The sequence below is a fragment of the Pseudoxanthomonas sp. UC19_8 genome, assembly GCF_042700505.1.
GTDB lineage: Bacteria > Pseudomonadota > Gammaproteobacteria > Xanthomonadales > Xanthomonadaceae > Pseudoxanthomonas_A > Pseudoxanthomonas_A winnipegensis.
Map to the genome: position 1 here is coordinate 1,411,113 of NZ_CP170559.1, position 16,117 is coordinate 1,427,229.

The window sequence follows — 16,117 nt, forward strand, 5'->3', positions numbered from 1 at the left end:
GCCGGCCCTTTGCGTATGGGGCAGGTCGATCGCCCAGGCCCGGACGGTCCTACAATGAAGTGCGCGCCGTGGGGACGGCGCATCGGCGTCGGGGTGTTTCGGCAGCCTTGGGCGCGCCAACAGGAACTGCCCGCCATGACGCGGGCCATGGGGAAAGGATGATAGGCAAGGTGTGGTTTGGCATGGCGCTATGGCTGGCGGTCGCGGCGGCGGCAGGGGCGATCGATCGTCCGGACATGGCGGCAACGCCAGCCTGGGTCGCCGATGAACCGACGGAGACCGGTCATCCCGCACCGGCTGCGGGCAACCTCCGGTATGAGGTCGTGTCCGACCAGGTCGATCTGACCGGCGCGAAGCCGGTCTGGTATCGGCATATCGGATTCACCGTACTGCGCGAGCAAGGGCTGACCGACGGCGGAAACTTCAGCGTCGATTACCAGCCGGAGTACCAGCGCCTGGTGCTGAGCGAGATCGAGGTGCTGCGCGACGGCCGCCGCATCGACATGCGGGACCGTGCCAGCTATGCCCGTCTGCGTCGGGAGCAGCAGCTCGACTCGGGATTGCTGGATGGGCGGGTCACGCTGAACGTCACGGTGCCGGACCTGCGGGTCGGTGATCGGCTCGACTACAGCTTCATGGTGATCGGGCAGAACCCGATCTTCGGGTCCGCTTACTACGACGACTTCGGGGCGCGCTACAACGTGCCGGTCGGCTGGAGGCGCGTGCGGGTGCGCTACCCGCAGATCCAGCCGGTCTTCGCGCAAGTGAGCGTTCCGGGATTCGCGATCTCCAAGACCGGTGCTGGCGGTGTGGAGACGTTGGATATCACCGCGCGCAACCTGCCATCGGTGATCGAGCCGGAGCAAACGCCGGCAGGCTATGCCAGCTTGGGCACCATCCGCCTGTCCACGGCCAGGAGCTGGTCCGACATCGTGGCCTGGGCGGCGCCCCTGTATCCACGCAGCTTCCGTGATCCGGCGGTGGCCGCCGCGATGGCCTCGCAGCTCAAGTTGGATCCGGCCCAGCCGGAGGCGTCGCTGCAGCGCGCCGTTGCGTTCGTGCAGGGCCAGATCCGTTACACGGGCCTGGACATGGGCGTCAATTCGCATGCGCCGCACGCGCCGGAGGCGACGCTCGCCGACCGTTTTGGCGACTGCAAGGACAAGACCACCCTGCTGGTCGCCCTGCTCGGGCTCGCCGGTGTGCGCGCCGAGCCGGTCCTCGTCAACACCCAACCGGGGAAGAACCTGGGCGAAGCACTGCCATCTGCGAACCTGTTCGATCACGTGGTCGTGCGTGCGCATCTGCCTGGCGGCGAGGTGTGGATCGACGCCACGCGCGACCGCGAGTTCGGCCCCCTGAACGAGCGCCTGGCGCTGCCTTATCGCGTCGGCTTGCCGCTGGTGGCTGGCGGCGGTGCACTGATCGATATTCCGTACCCTCTGCCAGCCAAGCCGCAGGTCGAGGTCTCCGAACGGGTGCAGGTGCGCTCGACCGATGATGGTTACGAGGCCACGTTCGATCTGTCCACCCGCTACCGGCAGGGAGAGGGCGAGTCGGTCGCGTCGGGGTATCGGCGCAACGGCGACCAAGCCACCGGTGAGCGCTATCTCAGGTACATGCAGGATTTTTACGAAGGCCTTTCGGCACTAGGCAAACCCGTCATGCAGGAGCCCGGCGAGGGCATGGTCGACATGCATGAGCGATATCGCCTGATGTGGAAACGCGTCGACGGGACCGTGCTCGATCTCTGGCTGTTCCAGCTCAACGACTGGATGACCAAGCTGCCCAATCAGGCGCGCAGCACGCCGTATGCGCTGGGCGGTCCCCGCTTCGCGGTGCAGACGATGGAAGTGCAGGCTGGGAACGGATTCGACATTCCGGATGCGCGCGAGGTTGTCGAAAACCCCTGGTTCCGCTTCGTGCGCAGCACGCGCGTGGAGGGCAAGACACTGCACATCACGGGAGAGTGGACGCGCCTGGCCAAGCAGATTCCCGCGAGCGGCATGGAGCGCGCGGCGCGGGACATGGCACAGGCACGCGACCTGCTGGTGTTTCCGCTGGAACTGGAGTCCCGGCAGTCGCTGTGGGGGAGCTGGCGGGACTGGTGCTGGCCGTTTGCCGGCCTGCTGCTCGCTGGCCTGCTGGTCCTGGCCTGCTATCCGTTCCGCCGCGGCAGTCTGCCGATGTCGGTTCTGTTCGCCCCGCGTCATGCGGCCCTCGCGGTCCCGGCAAGGCCCTGGAGCATGGCCTGTGCCTGGCTCGCCTATTTCGGCCTGACCTACTTCGACATGGCGGCCGACAAGCTGGTCCCTGGCACGAAACTTCCGATCCAGGCGGTTGCGCTGGTGCTGATCTTTGCCGCCGTCATCGGCGGCTGGCTGCGGGCCGCGATCAGCGCTGGCCTGCTGCGCATGGCGCTCGGTTGGCTCCGGTGCAAGGCCGCGACATTCGACGGCATTTGCCAGGCGCTGGTGGTCGCAACGTTCTCGGCGCTGCCCTTCAGTCTGGGCGCACTGGTGGCGCTGCAGGGTCATGTCACCTGGCTGAACAGCGAGGCGGAGTTGGATAGCGCGCGATTCCCCGGCCTGATGTCGGCTGGCCTGCTCATGTTGTGTGGATGCGGATGGGGGATGGTTTCTGCGATCAACGCGGTCGCGGCGAGCGCCGCGACGTCGCGGCGGCGTGCGCTGGCGGGCATGGCCATCGCCGCAGGCATCGTGCTGTTGTTGATCGGGGTCGTCGTCGGCATCGTGAGGCTGGCGCGCTGAAGGCGGGTAAGCCAGCGCGGGATTGATCACCTCGACGGTGGCTCAAAGCTCATCCACCCCAACCAGGCGGTGGATCCTGCCGGCACAATAGGTCCGGGCCGGCCCATGGGGGCAGTGATGACGATCAAGGTGTATGGCATGTCCTCTTCGGGCAATTGCCACAAGGTGCGCATGGCGCTGACGCTGCTGCAGCGGCCGTGCGATTGGGTCGAGGTGGACAGCGCGGCCGGGCAGACGCGCACGCCGCAGTTCCTGGCCAAGAACGCCAATGGGCGCGTGCCGATCCTCGAGCGCGAGGACGGGCAGGTGCTGGCCGAGTCCAACGCAATCCTGTGCTGGCTGGCCGAGGGCAGTGCCTTGATGCCGGCCGATCCCTGGCAGCGGGCGCAGGTGCTGGCGTGGATGTTCTTCGAGCAGTACAGCCACGAGCCCTATGTGGCCGTGGCACGCTTCATCTGTGGCTGGATCCCGCCGGACTCACCGCGCCACGCGGAGCTGCCGCGGCTGCGCGAGCGTGCCGCCGATGCGCTGGCGGTGATGGAGCGTCACCTGCAGGCGCAGGCCTGGTTCGGCGCGGAGACGATGTCGATCGCCGATCTGGCGCTGTTCGCGTACACGCACTGCGCCGACGATGGCGGTGTGTCGCTGGAGGCCTTCCCGCAGGTGCGCGCCTGGCTGGCCAGGATGCTGGCCGTCGACGGCATCACGCCGATGCCCAGGCCGCCGCTGCTCGCCCACGCCTGAGCGAGGGCGTCGCCTCAGCGCGCCAGTCCGTCGAGCAGGACGCGCTGGGCCAGGTGCTGGTCGCCGCTGTACAGGTCGATGGCAGGGAGCTCCAGCGGCAGGATCGCCAGCACCGGGCCGGGGGCGCGATGGCTGGCGCAGACCACCTGGCCGACTTCGCGTTCGGCGTCCGCGACCGGCGCCCCCGCCTGCAGCAGGGTGTCGCTCTCCAGCAGCGCCAGACCGCGCTTGGCCTTGCCGAGGAAATGCGTGCGGGCCACGATCTCCTGGCCGGGATAGCAGCCCTTCTTGACGCTGAAGGCGCGCAGGCGCTCCAGCGAGAGCTGCTGCGGCGTCCATTGTTCGCGCTGGCTGGCCTCCAGGCGCGGCAGGCCGTGCGCCAGATCCAGGTCGCGCCAGCGCTCCAGCGCGGCCGCATCCGCTTCGCCCGCGGTCTTGCCCAGCAGCAGCGTGCGCGGCTGGTGGGCGCTGCCGACATCCATCGCGATGCCGGCGTCGCCCTGGGCGAGCAGGGCGCCTTGCGCGTTCGTCCAGGCGGCGAACAGCCCCTGGGCATGCAGGTCGGCGGGCACGGAGACGACGACCTTCTTGCGGAACACGAAGCGCTTGAGCGCGGTGGCCAGTTCGACGGCCGGCACATCGGGCACGACCAGCACCAGTCGATCCGTGGCCAGACGCAGCACGGCGAAAACGGCGATCACCCGGCCCTTGGGCGTCAGCCAGGCGTTCCACTGCCAGCGACCGTCCTCCAGCGCATGCAGATCGTTGGCGAACTGCGCCTGCGCGAACGCCACCGCATCCGACCCCTCCAGACCGACCACGCCGTGGTCGGGGAGGGCAAAGGCCCGTTCACTGGGATTTGCGTGGTTGTCAGTCAAGATCGTGAGGATTAACATTTTGTGCGTTGCGAGACTCACATGATAGGCCAAACCCCTCCCACCCCCGTCCCCGAGCCTGAAACGCAGAAGCCCGAACAGGCTCCGGCGCAGAAGGAGATCGGCGGCCGCGACGGCCCCGAGCCGACCCGCTACGGGGACTGGGAAAAGAACGGGCGCTGCATCGACTTCTGAAAGTCGAATCCACGGCGCCTTCCAGCCAACGCGGCCTTTCCCGACCGCCCAGCCGAGACTAAGAGCCAATCCAATGGCGACACGTCAACGTCCGCTTTCCCCGCACCTGCAGGTGTATCGCTGGCAGATCCAGATGGCCACGTCCATCCTGCATCGCGCCACCGGCGTCATCCTGTCCCTCGGCGCACTGCTGATCGCCGCCGCGCTGGTCGCGCTGGCCTCCGGCCCCGATGCCTGGACCTGGATCTCCGCCCAGGCGGGCACGTGGTACGGGCTGGTCTTCCTGTTCCTGTGGACCTGGGCCTTCACCTACCACCTGCTCAACGGCATCCGCCACCTGGCGCAGGACGGCGGCCTGGGCTATGCGGTCTCGGCCTTCGTGCGCAACGGCTGGCTGGTCAGCGCCGGTAGCCTGGTCCTGGCGCTGCTGGTCTGGGGCGGCGTGCTGGCCAAGGGAGGTGTGGCATGAGCTTCCGCAACCCGCTCAAGCAGGCCAAGGGCCTGGGCTCGGCGCACGCCGGCCTGCATCACTGGGTGGTGCAGCGCTATACGGCCGTGGCCCTAATCTTCCTCGGGCTGTGGTTTGTCTATTTCGTGGTCGGCCTGATCCACGCCGACTACCTGGCCGCCACCGACGCCATCGCCCGGCCCTGGAACGCCACGCTGCTGGTGGCCTTCCTGGTGGCGATGTTCTGGCACGCGCAGCTGGGCCTGCAGGTGATCCTGGAGGATTACGTGCACACCCCGCTGACCGCCTTCGTGTCGCAGCTGCTGGTCCGCTTCGTCTGCTTCCTCGGTGCGCTGGCCAGCGTGTTCGCCGTGGTCCGCATCGCCTTGGGGAACTAACGCCACCATGTCTTCCGCATACAAGATCACCGAACACAAGTACGACATGGTCGTGGTCGGCGCCGGCGGCGCGGGCCTGCGCGCCACCTTCGGCCTGGCGGCCAAGGGCCTGTCCACGGTCTGCCTGACCAAGGTGTTCCCGACTCGTTCGCACACCGTGGCCGCGCAGGGCGGCATCTCCGCCGCGCTCGGCAACATGGGCGAGGACGACTGGCGCTACCACTTCTACGACACCATCAAGGGCTCGGACTGGCTGGGCGACCAGGACGCGATCGAGTACATGGTGCGCGAGGCGATCCCGGCGATCATCGAGCTGGAGCACTACGGCGTGCCGTTCTCGCGCACCGAGGCCGGCAAGATCTACCAGCGTCCGTTCGGCGGCATGACCACCAAGTACGGCGAAGGCCCGGCGGCGCAGCGCACCTGCGCGGCGGCCGATCGCACCGGCCACGCCATGCTGCACACGCTCTACCAGCAGTCGCTGGCGCACAACGCGCGCTTCATGATCGAGTACTTCGCGCTCGACCTGATCTTCGACGAGGAGGGCGTGTGCCGCGGCGTGCTGGCCCTGGACATGGCCGAGGGCACGCTGCACCTGTTCCGCGCCCATGGCGTGGTGCTGGCCACCGGCGGCTACGGCCGCGCCTACTTCAGCGCCACCTCGGCCCACACCTGCACTGGCGACGGCGGCGGTCTGGCCATGCGCGCCGGCCTGCCGATGCAGGACATGGAGTTCGTGCAGTTCCATCCGACCGGCATCTACGGCGCGGGCTGCCTGATCACCGAGGGCGTGCGCGGCGAAGGCGGCATCCTGCGCAATTCCAGCGGCGAGCGCTTCATGGAGCGCTATGCCCCGCACTACAAGGATCTCGCCTCGCGCGACGTCGTGGCGCGCTCGATGACCATCGAGATCCGCGAAGGCCGCGGCGTGGGCGAGCACAAGGACCACATCCTGCTCGACCTGACCCACCTGGGCCCGGAAGTCATCCACGAGAAGCTGCCCGGCATCGCCGAGAGCGCGCGCATCTTCGCCGGCGTGGACGTGTCCAAGGAGCCGATCCCGGTGCTGCCGACCGTGCACTACAACATGGGCGGTATCCCGACCAACTACCACGGCGAAGTGGTGCGCAAGGTCGGCGACGATCCGGATGCGGTGGTGCACGGCCTGTACGCCATCGGCGAGGCGGCCTGCGTGTCGGTGCATGGCGCCAACCGCCTGGGGTCCAACTCGCTGCTGGACCTGGTGGTGTTCGGTCGCGCGGTGGCCAACCGCTGCGCCGAGACCATTCAGCCCAACCAGCCGCACAAGACCCTGCCGTCGGACGCCTGCGACAAGGCGCTGGGCCTGCTGGACAAGCTGCGCCACGCCAATGGCGACACGCCGACCTCGGTCATCCGCGACAACATGCAGCGCACGATGCAGGCCGACGCGGCCGTGTTCCGCACCAGCAAGACGCTGGCCGAGGGCTGCGAGAAGATGGCCAAGGTGTTCGACAGCTTCCAGGACGTGAAGGTCTCCGACCGTTCGCTGGTGTGGAACTCGGACCTGATCGAGACCTACGAGCTCAACAACCTGCTGCTCAACGCGGTGGCCACGATCAACTCGGCCGAACAGCGCCACGAGAGCCGCGGCGCGCATGCGCACGAGGACTACCCCGAGCGCGACGACGTCAACTGGCAGAAGCACACACTGGTCAGCGTCGACGAGCAGGGCAAGTGCAGCTTCGACTACCGCCCGGTGCACATGTACACGCTCAGCAAGGATGTTGACGTGGTTCCGCCCAAGCCGCGCGTCTACTGACCAGAGCCGGGAGACGGGAATCGGGAATCGGGAATCGAAGAAAGCGCTCGCGCTTTTCGCCCCTGCTTCCCATTCCCCAATCCCTAATCCCCATTCCCGGATTTTAAGCCATGGCTGAGTTTGCACTCCCCAAGAATTCCAAGATCGGCAAGGGCAAGCATTTCCCCGCCAAGGGCGCCAAGAACACGCGCACCTTCAAGATCTACCGCTGGAGTCCGGACGACGACCAGAACCCGCGCACCGACACCTACGAGGTGGATCTGGACAAGTGCGGCCCGATGGTTCTGGACGCGCTGATCAAGATCAAGAACGAGATCGATCCGACGCTGACCTTCCGCCGCTCCTGCCGCGAAGGCATCTGCGGCTCGTGCGCGATGAACATCAGCGGCACCAACACGCTGGCCTGCACCAAGGCCATCGAGGACTGCGGCCGCGGCGAGGTGCCGATCTATCCGCTGCCGCACATGGACGTGGTCAAGGACCTGGTGCCGGACCTGACCCACTTCTACGCCCAGTACGCCTCGATCAAGCCCTGGCTGCGCACGCAGAGCCCGGCGCCGGACCGCGAGCGCCTGCAGTCGCCCGAGGACCGCAAGAAGATCGACGGCCTGTACGAGTGCATCCTGTGCGCCTGCTGCTCGACCAGCTGCCCGAGCTACTGGTGGAACGGCGAGCGCTACCTGGGCCCGGCGATCCTGCTGCAGGCCTACCGCTGGATCATCGATTCGCGCGATGAGGACACCGGTGCGCGCCTGGACGATCTGGAAGATCCGTTCAAGCTCTACCGCTGCCACACCATCATGAACTGCGCGCGCACCTGCCCCAAGGGTCTGAACCCGGCCAAGGCGATCGCCGAGATCAAGAAGCTGATGCTGGCCCGCGCGGCCTGATCGCTTCGACTGCTGCCCGCACGGCGCCCTCCGATGGAGGGCGTTTTGCTTTCCACGAACTGGACACGCCCATGAGCGATGCGAGCGACCCCACCTTCGACCCGGTGATCAAGCGCCTGCGTTGGCGCAGCCGGCGCGGCATGCGCGAGCTGGACCAGCTGTTCGAGCGCTACCTGGACCACGCCTGGCAGGACGATTCCGAGGAACAGCGGGCGGTTTTCCTAGCGCTGCTCGAATGCGAGGACGATAAGCTCTGGCGCTGGTTCATGGGCTACGAGGACTGCCCCGATGCCGCGCTCGCCCAGCTCATGGAACGCATCCGCCAGCTGCCGGCTTGAGTGGCGCCCCTCGCGCCTGCTGGGCGCGATGCTGGCGCTCATCGGCGTGCTCGCGGTCTGCGCGGTGCTGGCCAGCGGCCTGCCGGGCTGGGGGATCGCGCTGCTGGGGCCGTGCAGCGCGGCGCAGGCGAGCGTGTCGTTGCGGCGCTATCTGCGGCGGCCATCGTGCCTGCTGGTCATCCCCGGCGGCGACGCCGCGCCCACGCTGGATGGCGTAACGCTGACGCGCTGCCAGGTGCAGTGGCGCGGACCGTTGGCGTTTTTGGCCTGGCGCGACGCCGCCGGCCGGCGCGGTCACCTGGTCTGGTGGCCCGATACGCTGCAGGCGCGCGCACGACGTGAACTGCGTCTGGCCGCCGACGGGCTGGCCATTTCCGCGCGCGGCGCGGCGATGGCACCATAGCGCACCGCCAGGCCCGCGACGGACTGGTTCACCTCACCGCAGGCCGCAATGTTCAAACCCATCCCGGTCGCCATCGGCCTGCGCTATCTGCGCGCCAAGCGACGCAACGGCTTCATCTCCTTCATCTCGATGGCCTCGATCATCGGCATCGCGCTCGGCGTGATGGTGCTGATCACCACGCTGTCGGTGATGAGCGGCTTCCAGCGCGAGATCCGCGACCGCCTGCTGCAGATGACCGCGCACGCGACCGTGTCCTCGACCGGCGAGCCCATGCGGGATTGGCAGACGGCGGTGAAGCTGGCGATGGAGGATCCGCGGGTGGCGGGGGCGGCGCCGTATGTGGATGGCGAGGGCCTGATCGCCGGCAACGCGACGCAGAACATGCCGGCGGTGGTGCGCGGCATCGTGCCCGACCAGGAAGCGCACGTTTCAGTCCTGGCCAAGAAGATGGACCAGGGCTCGGTCGATTCGCTGCAGCCGGGTAAGTTCAACATCCTGCTGGGTAGCGAGCTGGCGCAATGGTTGAACGTGCGCGTGGGTGACAAGGTCAACGTGCTGACCAGCGACGTGCAGAGCACGATCGTCGGCGCCCTGCCGCAGACCAAGCGCTTCACCGTCACCGGCATCTTCACCGTCGGCTACAACGACATCGACAAGGGCATGGCCTTCGTCGACATGCAGGACCTGCAGCGGCTCAAGCGCATGGGCGACGGCGTCACCGGCGTGCGCCTGATGCTGCACGACATGGACCAGGCCTACGACGTGGCGCGCGATCTGGCACGGCGCCTTCAGGAAGTCAGTCCTTATCCATACCGCATCAGCGACTGGACCAGCGACAACGCCAACCTCTACCAGTCGTTGAAGATGGAGAAGACGGTGATGGGCGTGCTGCTGTCGCTGATCATACTCATGGGCGCCTTCACCCTGGTCAATTCGCAGGTCATGCTGGTGACCGACAAGCAGGCCGATATCGCCATCCTGCGCACGCTGGGCCTGACCCCGCGCGGGGTGATGCAGGTGTTCATGGTGCAGGGCTCGCTGATCGGCGTGATCGGCACCGTGGTCGGCGTGATCAGCGGCATCGTGCTGACCATGAACCTGGAGCGCATCCTGGAGCTGATCGAGCACACCTTCCACGTCGTCCTGCTGCCCTCGGACGTGTACTACATCACCGGCCTGCCGTATGTGCTCAACCCGCACGAGATCGTGGTGATCGCCCTGGTCGCGCTGACCATGAGTTTCCTGGCCACGCTGTATCCGGCCTGGCGCGCGGCACGCACCGACCCGGCCGAGGCCCTGCGCTATGAGTAAGCCGATGCAAGACAGCAGCGTGATCCGCGCGCAGGCGCTGGCCAAGACCTATGCCGAAGGCAAGATGAAGACGCCGGTCTTCGACGGCCTGGATCTGGACGTGCAGGCCGGCGAGACCGTGGCCATCGTCGGCGCCTCAGGCGCCGGCAAGAGCACGCTGCTGCACCTGCTGGGCGGCCTGGATACGCCGACCTCGGGTGAGGTCTTCGTCGCCGGGCAGAAGATGTCGGGCCTGTCCAATGCGGCGCGCGGCAAGCTGCGCAACCGGGCGCTGGGCTTCGTCTACCAGTTCCACCACCTGCTGCCCGAGTTCACCGCACTGGAGAACGTGATGATGCCGGTGGCGCTGGGCGGCGGCGACCTGAGCGAGGCGCGCCAGCGCGCGACCACGCTGCTCGAGCACGTCGGCCTGGGCCATCGCCTGGAGCACAAGCCGGGCGAACTCTCCGGTGGCGAGCGCCAGCGCGCGGCCGTGGCCCGGGCGCTGGTCAACAACCCCGGCTGCGTGCTGGGCGACGAGCCCACCGGCAACCTGGACGACAAGACCGCCGAGACCGTGTTCTCGCTGATGCTGGACCTCAACCGCGCCCAGCGCACCAGCCTGGTCCTGGTGACCCACGACCGCGGCCTGGCCGCCCGCCTGGACCGCACGCTGGAGCTGCACCAGGGCAAGCTGCGCCCGATCGCGCTCTGAGTCCGAAACGCACGCAACGAAAAAAGCCCGCCGATGGCGGGCTTTTTCTTTGTCTCAAAGCTGGTCGAAACCTCGCTTGTTCTACAGCGCCTGTCCGTTAACGACGGTCAACAAGTGCACCGGAGATTGCAGCGCCAGCGACTGTCCATCGCGCAGACCCACCGGATCGAAGGACTGCTCAGCCTCGGCAAGCCAAGGAATCGGCGTGCGGATGATGGTCGGAAGTTCCTGCCACCCGTTGATGGGGGACTTGGACTCGCCCAGCCAGAACGTCACCGGAAGGATCAAGGTGGCATCGGCGACATCGCCGAACTCGACATTGGCTGGCGTGAATTGCCATTTCCTGGCGGCTTCGATGGAGGCCTTGCCGAAGGCCTTGGCCCATTGCGCGCTCTGCTTTGGCTTCATGTCGCGATATGGAAACGCGACCTGGGTCGCCATCGCATCCACGACCTGTCCCTGGGCATTAATGCGCACGGCCAGGAGCACGTTGCCCATCACGCCGGCGCGTGCCGCGTCTACGGGATAGCGTGGCGGCTCCATGGATGTCGCGGGCTGTCGGGTCGAATAGAAGCGGACGTCGCGTATGTGCAACTGGTAGCCGCTGTCCACCTTGGTCGCCACCAGTGCCAGCTGCATCGACGTCTTGGCATAGCCGGGCTTGCCGTCGTGCATCACAGGCTCGAACTTCCACTGCCGCACCGACTTCTCGATGAGGTCCTTCAGCGGTGGAGTAACGATGGTGCGGATATCGATCGCGAAGACCTTACCCTGCGGATCGATGCCCAGTTCGCCGGAAACCGGCAGGATCATGTCCGCTGTCTCCGCAGCCGGAACCGCGTCCCCAGCCGCAGCCATCCCCGGCGCTGCGCCGGCCAACAGCAGCGCCCAGCCAAGCATCCACTTGTACATACGGCATTCCCCAATGCGTAGACGGGACGACTATAGGACAAGCGCGCATGTGCGGGAATGTCCGCCTGGGTGGCCTCCAGGCGCAGTGGCGGCGAGGAAGGCGTGATGGCAATCAGCACCCCGGAGGCCAGGTTCTAGTGGGGCGCCCGGCCCATGGCCACCCAGTGAACTTTCCAGTTCCGACCTCGTGGACACGGGCTGCTGGGCCTCAGCGCGGGTTGGTACGCAAAGTCGGCGAGGCCGCGCCAAAGCTGCAAACAAAAAAGGCCTGATTCTCAGGGAAATCCCTTTGAATCAGACCTTTGTTGAACATTTGCGGATGAACGCAAACGGGAAACTTGGTGGAGCCAGGGAGGATCGAACTCCCGACCTCGTCATTGCGAACGACGCGCTCTCCCAGCTGAGCTATGGCCCCAAGGGGAGCGCCATTCTAGCGATGCGTCCGCGGATTGCCAACCGGTCTGCGTGCGATCGCCAGGCGATGGCGCGGAGGCGTTCTGGCATGGACCGGGCACGCGCCTGGCCGGCGCTCAGCCCTCCCGCGGCGCGTCCAGGGCGGGCAGGGGCCGCTCGCCCGGGGCGCGGATGGCCTTGGTGACCACGTAGGTGGAATAGCGGGCGATACCCAGGTCCTCGCGCAGCAGTTGCTCCATGAAGGCCTGGTACTGGGCGATGTCGCTGCACTCGATCATGGCGATGTAGTCGATGCCGCCGCCGGTGGCGTAGCAGAACGCCACTTCCGGGGCGTCGGCCATGCGCTGGGCGAAGGTGCGCATCGAAGCGGCGGTGTGCTGGCCCAGCACGATCTGCACCAGCACCTGGCTGGTCTTGAACAGGCGCTGCCAGTCGATCACCGCGCGGTAGCCGCGGATCAGGCCGGCGGCCTCGAGCTTGCGCACGCGCTCCCAGGTCGGCGTGATCGACAGGCCGATCTCGCCGGCCAGGGTGGACTTGGTCACGCGCGCCTGGCGCGAGAGGATCTGCAGGATCCTCAGGTCGTCCTGATCCAGGCGCAGGCTCGGATCGATGCGCAGCGGCCGGGCGGCCGCCTCGGGGGGGACATCGGAAGACATGTGGGGGATGCTGGCGTCGGCTTGCGCAAGGGCAAGGCGGCGTCGAATCGCCGCCGCCCTGTTGCATCACTTGATGCCGCTGACCACCGGCAGCAGCACCGAACTGGCCTGCGCGCCGCCAAGCTTCACGCTGATGGTGGCCTCGCGGTAGTCCTTGGGCTGGGCCAGGAAGATGTTGGGCACGAAGGTCTGCGGATTGAGGTCGTACAGCGGGAACCAGCTCGACTGGACCTGCACCATCACCCGGTGCCCGGGCAGGAAGGTGTGGTTGGCCACGGGCAGGTCGAAGCGGATCGGCACGGTGGTGTTGGACTGGATCGCGCTGGGGTGCTCCAGGCTCTCGCGATAGCGCCCGCGCAGGATGTCGGCCGAGACCATCAGCTGGTAGCCGCCCAGCTTGGGATCGTCCGGCACCACGTCGGGGTAGACGTCAACCAGCTTGACCACGAAGTCGCCGTCGCTGCCGGTCGTGGACAGGCGCAGGTCCACCTTGGGCGTGCCGCTGATGCGCAGCGGCGCGTCCAGCACCTCGGTGACGAAGGTCAGCACGTCCGGGCGGGCGGCGGCCTGGCGTTGGTCGCTGACCAGCCAGCTCGGCCACGGGTTGTCGTCGTAGCCGGTGGCCGGCAGCGGCCGGGGCAGGAAGGGCACGGGGTTGGACGGATCGGACACGTACTCGTCGCTGCCGGCGGTGGCCTGCGCATCGAACCCCGCGGTGCCGTTGTCCTTCAGATACAGCGGCTGCTCGGCGATGCGGCAGCCCGAGGCACAGCCCTGCGGCCAGGACTTCAGGTGCTCCCAATGGTTCTCGCCCGTGCGGTAGACGGTCACCGGCGAGACCTGCATCGGCGGCGCGTCGTCCATCAGATAGTGGTCGAGGAACGGGCGCAGCACCTCGCGGCGGAAGGTCGCGGCGGTGTCGGTGTCGAACTTGATCGCGCCCAGGTGGGTGCCGTCCTCGCGCTGGCCGCCGTGGTTCCACGGGCCCATCACCAGGAACACCTTGTCGTTGCGCGTGTCCTTGGGTTCCAGGGCCGCGTACACGGCCATGTCGCCGTAGATGTCTTCCTGGTCCCACAGGCCATGCACCAGCATCACCGGGATGCTGAGCGGCTCCTTGGCGAGCAGCTTGTCGACCGCCTGTTCCTGCCAGAAGGCGTCGTAGGACGGGTGCGCCAGCAGCTTGCGGAAGAAGCCGAGCTGGTCCATGCCGCGGCGCTTGCCGATCAGGCCGGCCGCGCCGCCCTTGAGGTAGAAGTCGTAGTCGTCGGCGTCGGTCTGGATCCAGTGGATCGTGTTGCCGCGCGTGGCCTCCTGCTCGTAGATGTAGGGCAGGTTGGTCTGGCGGAAGGCGCCGTTATGGAACCAGTCGTCGCCGCGCCAGCCGTCGACCATCGGGTTCATCGGGATGGCCACCTTCAGCGCCGGATGCGGATGGAACAGCGCCATCAGGCTGGTGAAGCCGTCGTAGGAGATGCCCAGGATGCCGACCTTGCCGTTGGACTCGGGCACGTTCTTGGACAGCCAGTCCACCGTGTCCCAGGTGTCGGTGGAGTGGTCGACGTTGCTGTCGTTGAGCGGGCCGATCTGCGGCCGGTTCATGACGTAGTCGCCCTCCGAGCCGTACTTGCCGCGGATGTCCTGGACCACGCGGATGTAGCCGTGCTTGTTGAACAGCTCGGGGAAGTTGTCGTAGCCCTGCAGCACGGCGGCCAGGCGGTTGCTCTTGGCCAGGGTGGTCATGCCGTCGGCGTCGTAGGGCGTGCGCGTGAGCAGCATCGGCGCGCGATGGGCGCCCTTGGGCACCAGGATGACCGTATGCAGCTTGACCCCGTCGCGCATCGGGATCTCGACCTCGCGGCGGACGAAATCCGCCTCCGGGTCGTCGGGCACGACGAAGTGCGCGGGGCGATCGGGCTCGGGCTTCTGCTGCGCCAGCAGCGTCGGCATGGCCAGCAGCGCGGACAGCAACAGCGTGGTGCTGGCGAAGAACAGGGCAGGACGGTGCAACCGAGACATCAGCTTCTCCGAGGCGGGCGACGGGACGTCCCGCGCCGGGCTCGCGTTCGCAGCGCGAGGCCGCGCGTGCGAAGGACCGGTCCGGAGGACGTCGTAGCGTAGCGCCTGGCCTGCTGGCGCGATAGCGGGCTCGCGCCCTGGGACGGGGCTTGTGGTCAGGCCCGTGGCGAAGCCAGCAACGGCGCCAGCACCGGTTCGAGCTGGGCGCGGCGCCAGCCTTCCAGCGCGGCCGGCCACTGGCCGTGCTCCATCAGCGCCTCCAGCCAGCGGCGCGAGGCGAGGATGCCGTCGGGCAGGCCGAGCGCGGCCGAGTGCGCGGCCACGGCGTCCTGCAGCTTCTTCAGGCGCTGCTTGTCCTGGTCGCCGTTCCTGGCCAGCGGGGCGTCGGCTTCGTCCGGCAGCGGCGTGGACAGGGCCTGCCAGAGCGCGTCGGCCAGTTTGCGCGGTGACTTGGGCTGGCTTTCGAGCCAGTCGATCAGCGCCTCGCGCGAGGCCATGGGCGTGCGCGCCAGGGTCACGGCCAGCTCGTTGTCCAGGATCCAGCTCTTGGGCCGGTCGCTGGCGCGCGCCTGCGCCTCGCGCCACCGGAGCAGCCGCAGCAGGCGATGCTGCGCCGGCGCATCGAGGAACTGCGCGCTGCGCAGCGCCAGATGCGGCCAGCGCTCGCCGCCATCGTCCTCGCCCTGGGCGATCAGCCGCGCGCCGTCGGCCTGCAGCCACTCCAGCCGGCCCAGCGCCTGCAGCTTCTCGGTCAGCGCCGCGTACAGCGCGCCCAGGTGGACCACATCGTCGGCCGCGTACTCCAGCTGCGCGGGACTGAGCGGGCGCTTGAGCCAGTCCGAGCGGGTCTCGCCCTTGGCCAGGGTGACCCCGGTGATCTGCGCCACCAGCTTCTGGTAGCCCATGCCGCCGCCGATGCCGGCCAGCGCCGCGGCGATCTGGGTGTCGAACAAGGGCGAGGGCAGCACGCCGCAGGCGCAGCGCAGCGCGATCAGGTCCTCGCTGGCGCTATGCATCACCTTGACTACGCCAGAATCGGACAGCAGCGGCGCCAGGGCCTGCGGCATGCCGGGCACCAGCGGGTCGACCAGCAGGATGGTGTCGCCGATGGCGATCTGGACCAGGGCCAGCTGCGGCCAGAAGGTCTTCTCGCGGATGAATTCGGTGTCCAGGCCCACCCAGGCGGGCAGCTGCTGCAGGTGCGCTCGCAGCGCGTCGGGGGTGTCGATCCAGAGGGGCACGCGG

Annotated in this window: 16 protein-coding genes and 1 tRNA gene; 11 read left to right on the plus strand and 6 right to left on the minus strand. The window is 67.7% G+C overall.

Annotated features, from left to right (window positions below; all coding sequences use genetic code 11):
• Window positions 1-158: 158 nt before the first annotated feature.
• The gene (locus tag ACFJIT_RS06100; protein WP_337052691.1) at window positions 159-2,771 is read left to right on the plus strand and encodes a DUF3857 domain-containing protein; all 2,613 of its coding nucleotides are present in this window, start codon (window positions 159-161) and stop codon (window positions 2,769-2,771) included.
• A gap of 117 nt (window positions 2,772-2,888) precedes the next feature.
• Entirely contained in the window at window positions 2,889-3,515 is a 627-nt protein-coding gene (locus ACFJIT_RS06105) for a glutathione S-transferase family protein (RefSeq protein ID WP_379655334.1), read from the plus strand.
• Between the two features lie 14 nt (window positions 3,516-3,529).
• Here ACFJIT_RS06105 and ACFJIT_RS06110 read toward each other — a convergent pair whose 3' ends face one another.
• Complete coding sequence (locus ACFJIT_RS06110) at window positions 3,530-4,393, minus strand: YgfZ/GcvT domain-containing protein (protein ID WP_379655335.1); 864 nt, start codon at window positions 4,391-4,393, stop codon at window positions 3,530-3,532.
• Window positions 4,394-4,432: 39 nt separating this feature from the next.
• Between ACFJIT_RS06110 and ACFJIT_RS06115 the strand changes: the two genes are divergently transcribed.
• From ACFJIT_RS06115 to lolD, 9 genes are all read left to right on the plus strand, one after another.
• Window positions 4,433-4,585 (plus strand): DUF1674 domain-containing protein, encoded by a 153-nt coding sequence (locus ACFJIT_RS06115; RefSeq protein WP_130518053.1) that lies wholly within the window; start codon window positions 4,433-4,435, stop codon window positions 4,583-4,585.
• A gap of 73 nt (window positions 4,586-4,658) precedes the next feature.
• Window positions 4,659-5,054 carry a succinate dehydrogenase, cytochrome b556 subunit gene (gene sdhC, locus ACFJIT_RS06120; protein ID WP_379655336.1) on the plus strand — a complete coding sequence of 132 codons (396 nt, stop codon included), beginning with the start codon at window positions 4,659-4,661 and terminating at the stop codon, window positions 5,052-5,054.
• Window positions 5,051-5,431: a succinate dehydrogenase, hydrophobic membrane anchor protein gene (sdhD, locus tag ACFJIT_RS06125; protein WP_130518057.1), complete on the plus strand. Its 381-nt coding sequence runs from the start codon at window positions 5,051-5,053 to the stop codon at window positions 5,429-5,431. Before sdhC ends, sdhD begins: the two co-directional genes overlap by 4 nt.
• Before the next feature lie 7 nt (window positions 5,432-5,438).
• On the plus strand, window positions 5,439-7,232 hold the full coding sequence (sdhA, locus tag ACFJIT_RS06130; RefSeq protein WP_337052688.1) for a succinate dehydrogenase flavoprotein subunit: 1,794 nt from the start codon (window positions 5,439-5,441) through the stop codon (window positions 7,230-7,232).
• Window positions 7,233-7,342: 110 nt separating this feature from the next.
• Complete coding sequence (locus ACFJIT_RS06135) at window positions 7,343-8,122, plus strand: succinate dehydrogenase iron-sulfur subunit (RefSeq protein ID WP_130518061.1); 780 nt, start codon at window positions 7,343-7,345, stop codon at window positions 8,120-8,122.
• Window positions 8,123-8,193: 71 nt separating this feature from the next.
• Window positions 8,194-8,460 carry a succinate dehydrogenase assembly factor 2 gene (locus ACFJIT_RS06140; RefSeq protein WP_130532071.1) on the plus strand — a complete coding sequence of 89 codons (267 nt, stop codon included), beginning with the start codon at window positions 8,194-8,196 and terminating at the stop codon, window positions 8,458-8,460.
• A gap of 28 nt (window positions 8,461-8,488) precedes the next feature.
• Window positions 8,489-8,863 (plus strand): hypothetical protein, encoded by a 375-nt coding sequence (locus tag ACFJIT_RS06145; protein WP_337052687.1) that lies wholly within the window; start codon window positions 8,489-8,491, stop codon window positions 8,861-8,863.
• A gap of 48 nt (window positions 8,864-8,911) precedes the next feature.
• Window positions 8,912-10,174 carry a lipoprotein-releasing ABC transporter permease subunit gene (locus ACFJIT_RS06150; protein WP_337052685.1) on the plus strand — a complete coding sequence of 421 codons (1,263 nt, stop codon included), beginning with the start codon at window positions 8,912-8,914 and terminating at the stop codon, window positions 10,172-10,174.
• A complete protein-coding gene (lolD, locus tag ACFJIT_RS06155; RefSeq protein ID WP_130518069.1) occupies window positions 10,167-10,868 on the plus strand; it encodes a lipoprotein-releasing ABC transporter ATP-binding protein LolD in 702 nt (233 codons plus the stop codon). The genes ACFJIT_RS06150 and lolD overlap by 8 nt, the downstream gene beginning before the upstream one ends.
• Window positions 10,869-10,949: 81 nt before the next feature.
• Here the strand turns inward: lolD and ACFJIT_RS06160 are convergent, their stop codons facing one another.
• From ACFJIT_RS06160 to rnd, 5 genes are all read right to left on the minus strand, one after another.
• Window positions 10,950-11,780 carry a hypothetical protein gene (locus tag ACFJIT_RS06160; RefSeq protein ID WP_286574637.1) on the minus strand — a complete coding sequence of 277 codons (831 nt, stop codon included), beginning with the start codon at window positions 11,778-11,780 and terminating at the stop codon, window positions 10,950-10,952.
• Between the two features lie 339 nt (window positions 11,781-12,119).
• Window positions 12,120-12,195, minus strand: a tRNA-Ala gene (locus tag ACFJIT_RS06165).
• Between the two features lie 115 nt (window positions 12,196-12,310).
• Window positions 12,311-12,853 (minus strand): Lrp/AsnC family transcriptional regulator, encoded by a 543-nt coding sequence (locus ACFJIT_RS06170; protein ID WP_379655337.1) that lies wholly within the window; start codon window positions 12,851-12,853, stop codon window positions 12,311-12,313.
• Between the two features lie 66 nt (window positions 12,854-12,919).
• Window positions 12,920-14,872: a CocE/NonD family hydrolase gene (locus ACFJIT_RS06175; RefSeq protein ID WP_379655338.1), complete on the minus strand. Its 1,953-nt coding sequence runs from the start codon at window positions 14,870-14,872 to the stop codon at window positions 12,920-12,922.
• Window positions 14,873-15,027: 155 nt separating this feature from the next.
• The gene (rnd, locus tag ACFJIT_RS06180; RefSeq protein ID WP_379655339.1) at window positions 15,028-16,113 is read right to left on the minus strand and encodes a ribonuclease D; all 1,086 of its coding nucleotides are present in this window, start codon (window positions 16,111-16,113) and stop codon (window positions 15,028-15,030) included.
• Window positions 16,114-16,117 lie beyond the last annotated feature (4 nt).

Bases quoted from the DNA above. Each gene is read 5' to 3' on its own strand.
- sdhA (WP_337052688.1), top strand. From the start codon at position 5,439: ATGTCTTCCGCATACAAGATCACCGAACACAAGTACGACATGGTCGTG.
- ACFJIT_RS06150 (WP_337052685.1), top strand. From the start codon at position 8,912: ATGTTCAAACCCATCCCGGTCGCCATCGGCCTGCGCTATCTGCGCGCC.
- ACFJIT_RS06100 (WP_337052691.1), top strand. From the start codon at position 159: ATGATAGGCAAGGTGTGGTTTGGCATGGCGCTATGGCTGGCGGTCGCG.
- lolD (WP_130518069.1), top strand. From the start codon at position 10,167: ATGAGTAAGCCGATGCAAGACAGCAGCGTGATCCGCGCGCAGGCGCTG.
- ACFJIT_RS06140 (WP_130532071.1), top strand. From the start codon at position 8,194: ATGAGCGATGCGAGCGACCCCACCTTCGACCCGGTGATCAAGCGCCTG.
- sdhD (WP_130518057.1), top strand. From the start codon at position 5,051: ATGAGCTTCCGCAACCCGCTCAAGCAGGCCAAGGGCCTGGGCTCGGCG.
- ACFJIT_RS06115 (WP_130518053.1), top strand. From the start codon at position 4,433: ATGATAGGCCAAACCCCTCCCACCCCCGTCCCCGAGCCTGAAACGCAG.
- sdhC (WP_379655336.1), top strand. From the start codon at position 4,659: ATGGCGACACGTCAACGTCCGCTTTCCCCGCACCTGCAGGTGTATCGC.
- ACFJIT_RS06135 (WP_130518061.1), top strand. From the start codon at position 7,343: ATGGCTGAGTTTGCACTCCCCAAGAATTCCAAGATCGGCAAGGGCAAG.
- ACFJIT_RS06175 (WP_379655338.1), bottom strand. From the start codon at position 14,872: ATGTCTCGGTTGCACCGTCCTGCCCTGTTCTTCGCCAGCACCACGCTG.
- ACFJIT_RS06145 (WP_337052687.1), top strand. From the start codon at position 8,489: ATGCTGGCGCTCATCGGCGTGCTCGCGGTCTGCGCGGTGCTGGCCAGC.
- ACFJIT_RS06170 (WP_379655337.1), bottom strand. From the start codon at position 12,853: ATGTCTTCCGATGTCCCCCCCGAGGCGGCCGCCCGGCCGCTGCGCATC.
- ACFJIT_RS06105 (WP_379655334.1), top strand. From the start codon at position 2,889: ATGACGATCAAGGTGTATGGCATGTCCTCTTCGGGCAATTGCCACAAG.
- ACFJIT_RS06160 (WP_286574637.1), bottom strand. From the start codon at position 11,780: ATGTACAAGTGGATGCTTGGCTGGGCGCTGCTGTTGGCCGGCGCAGCG.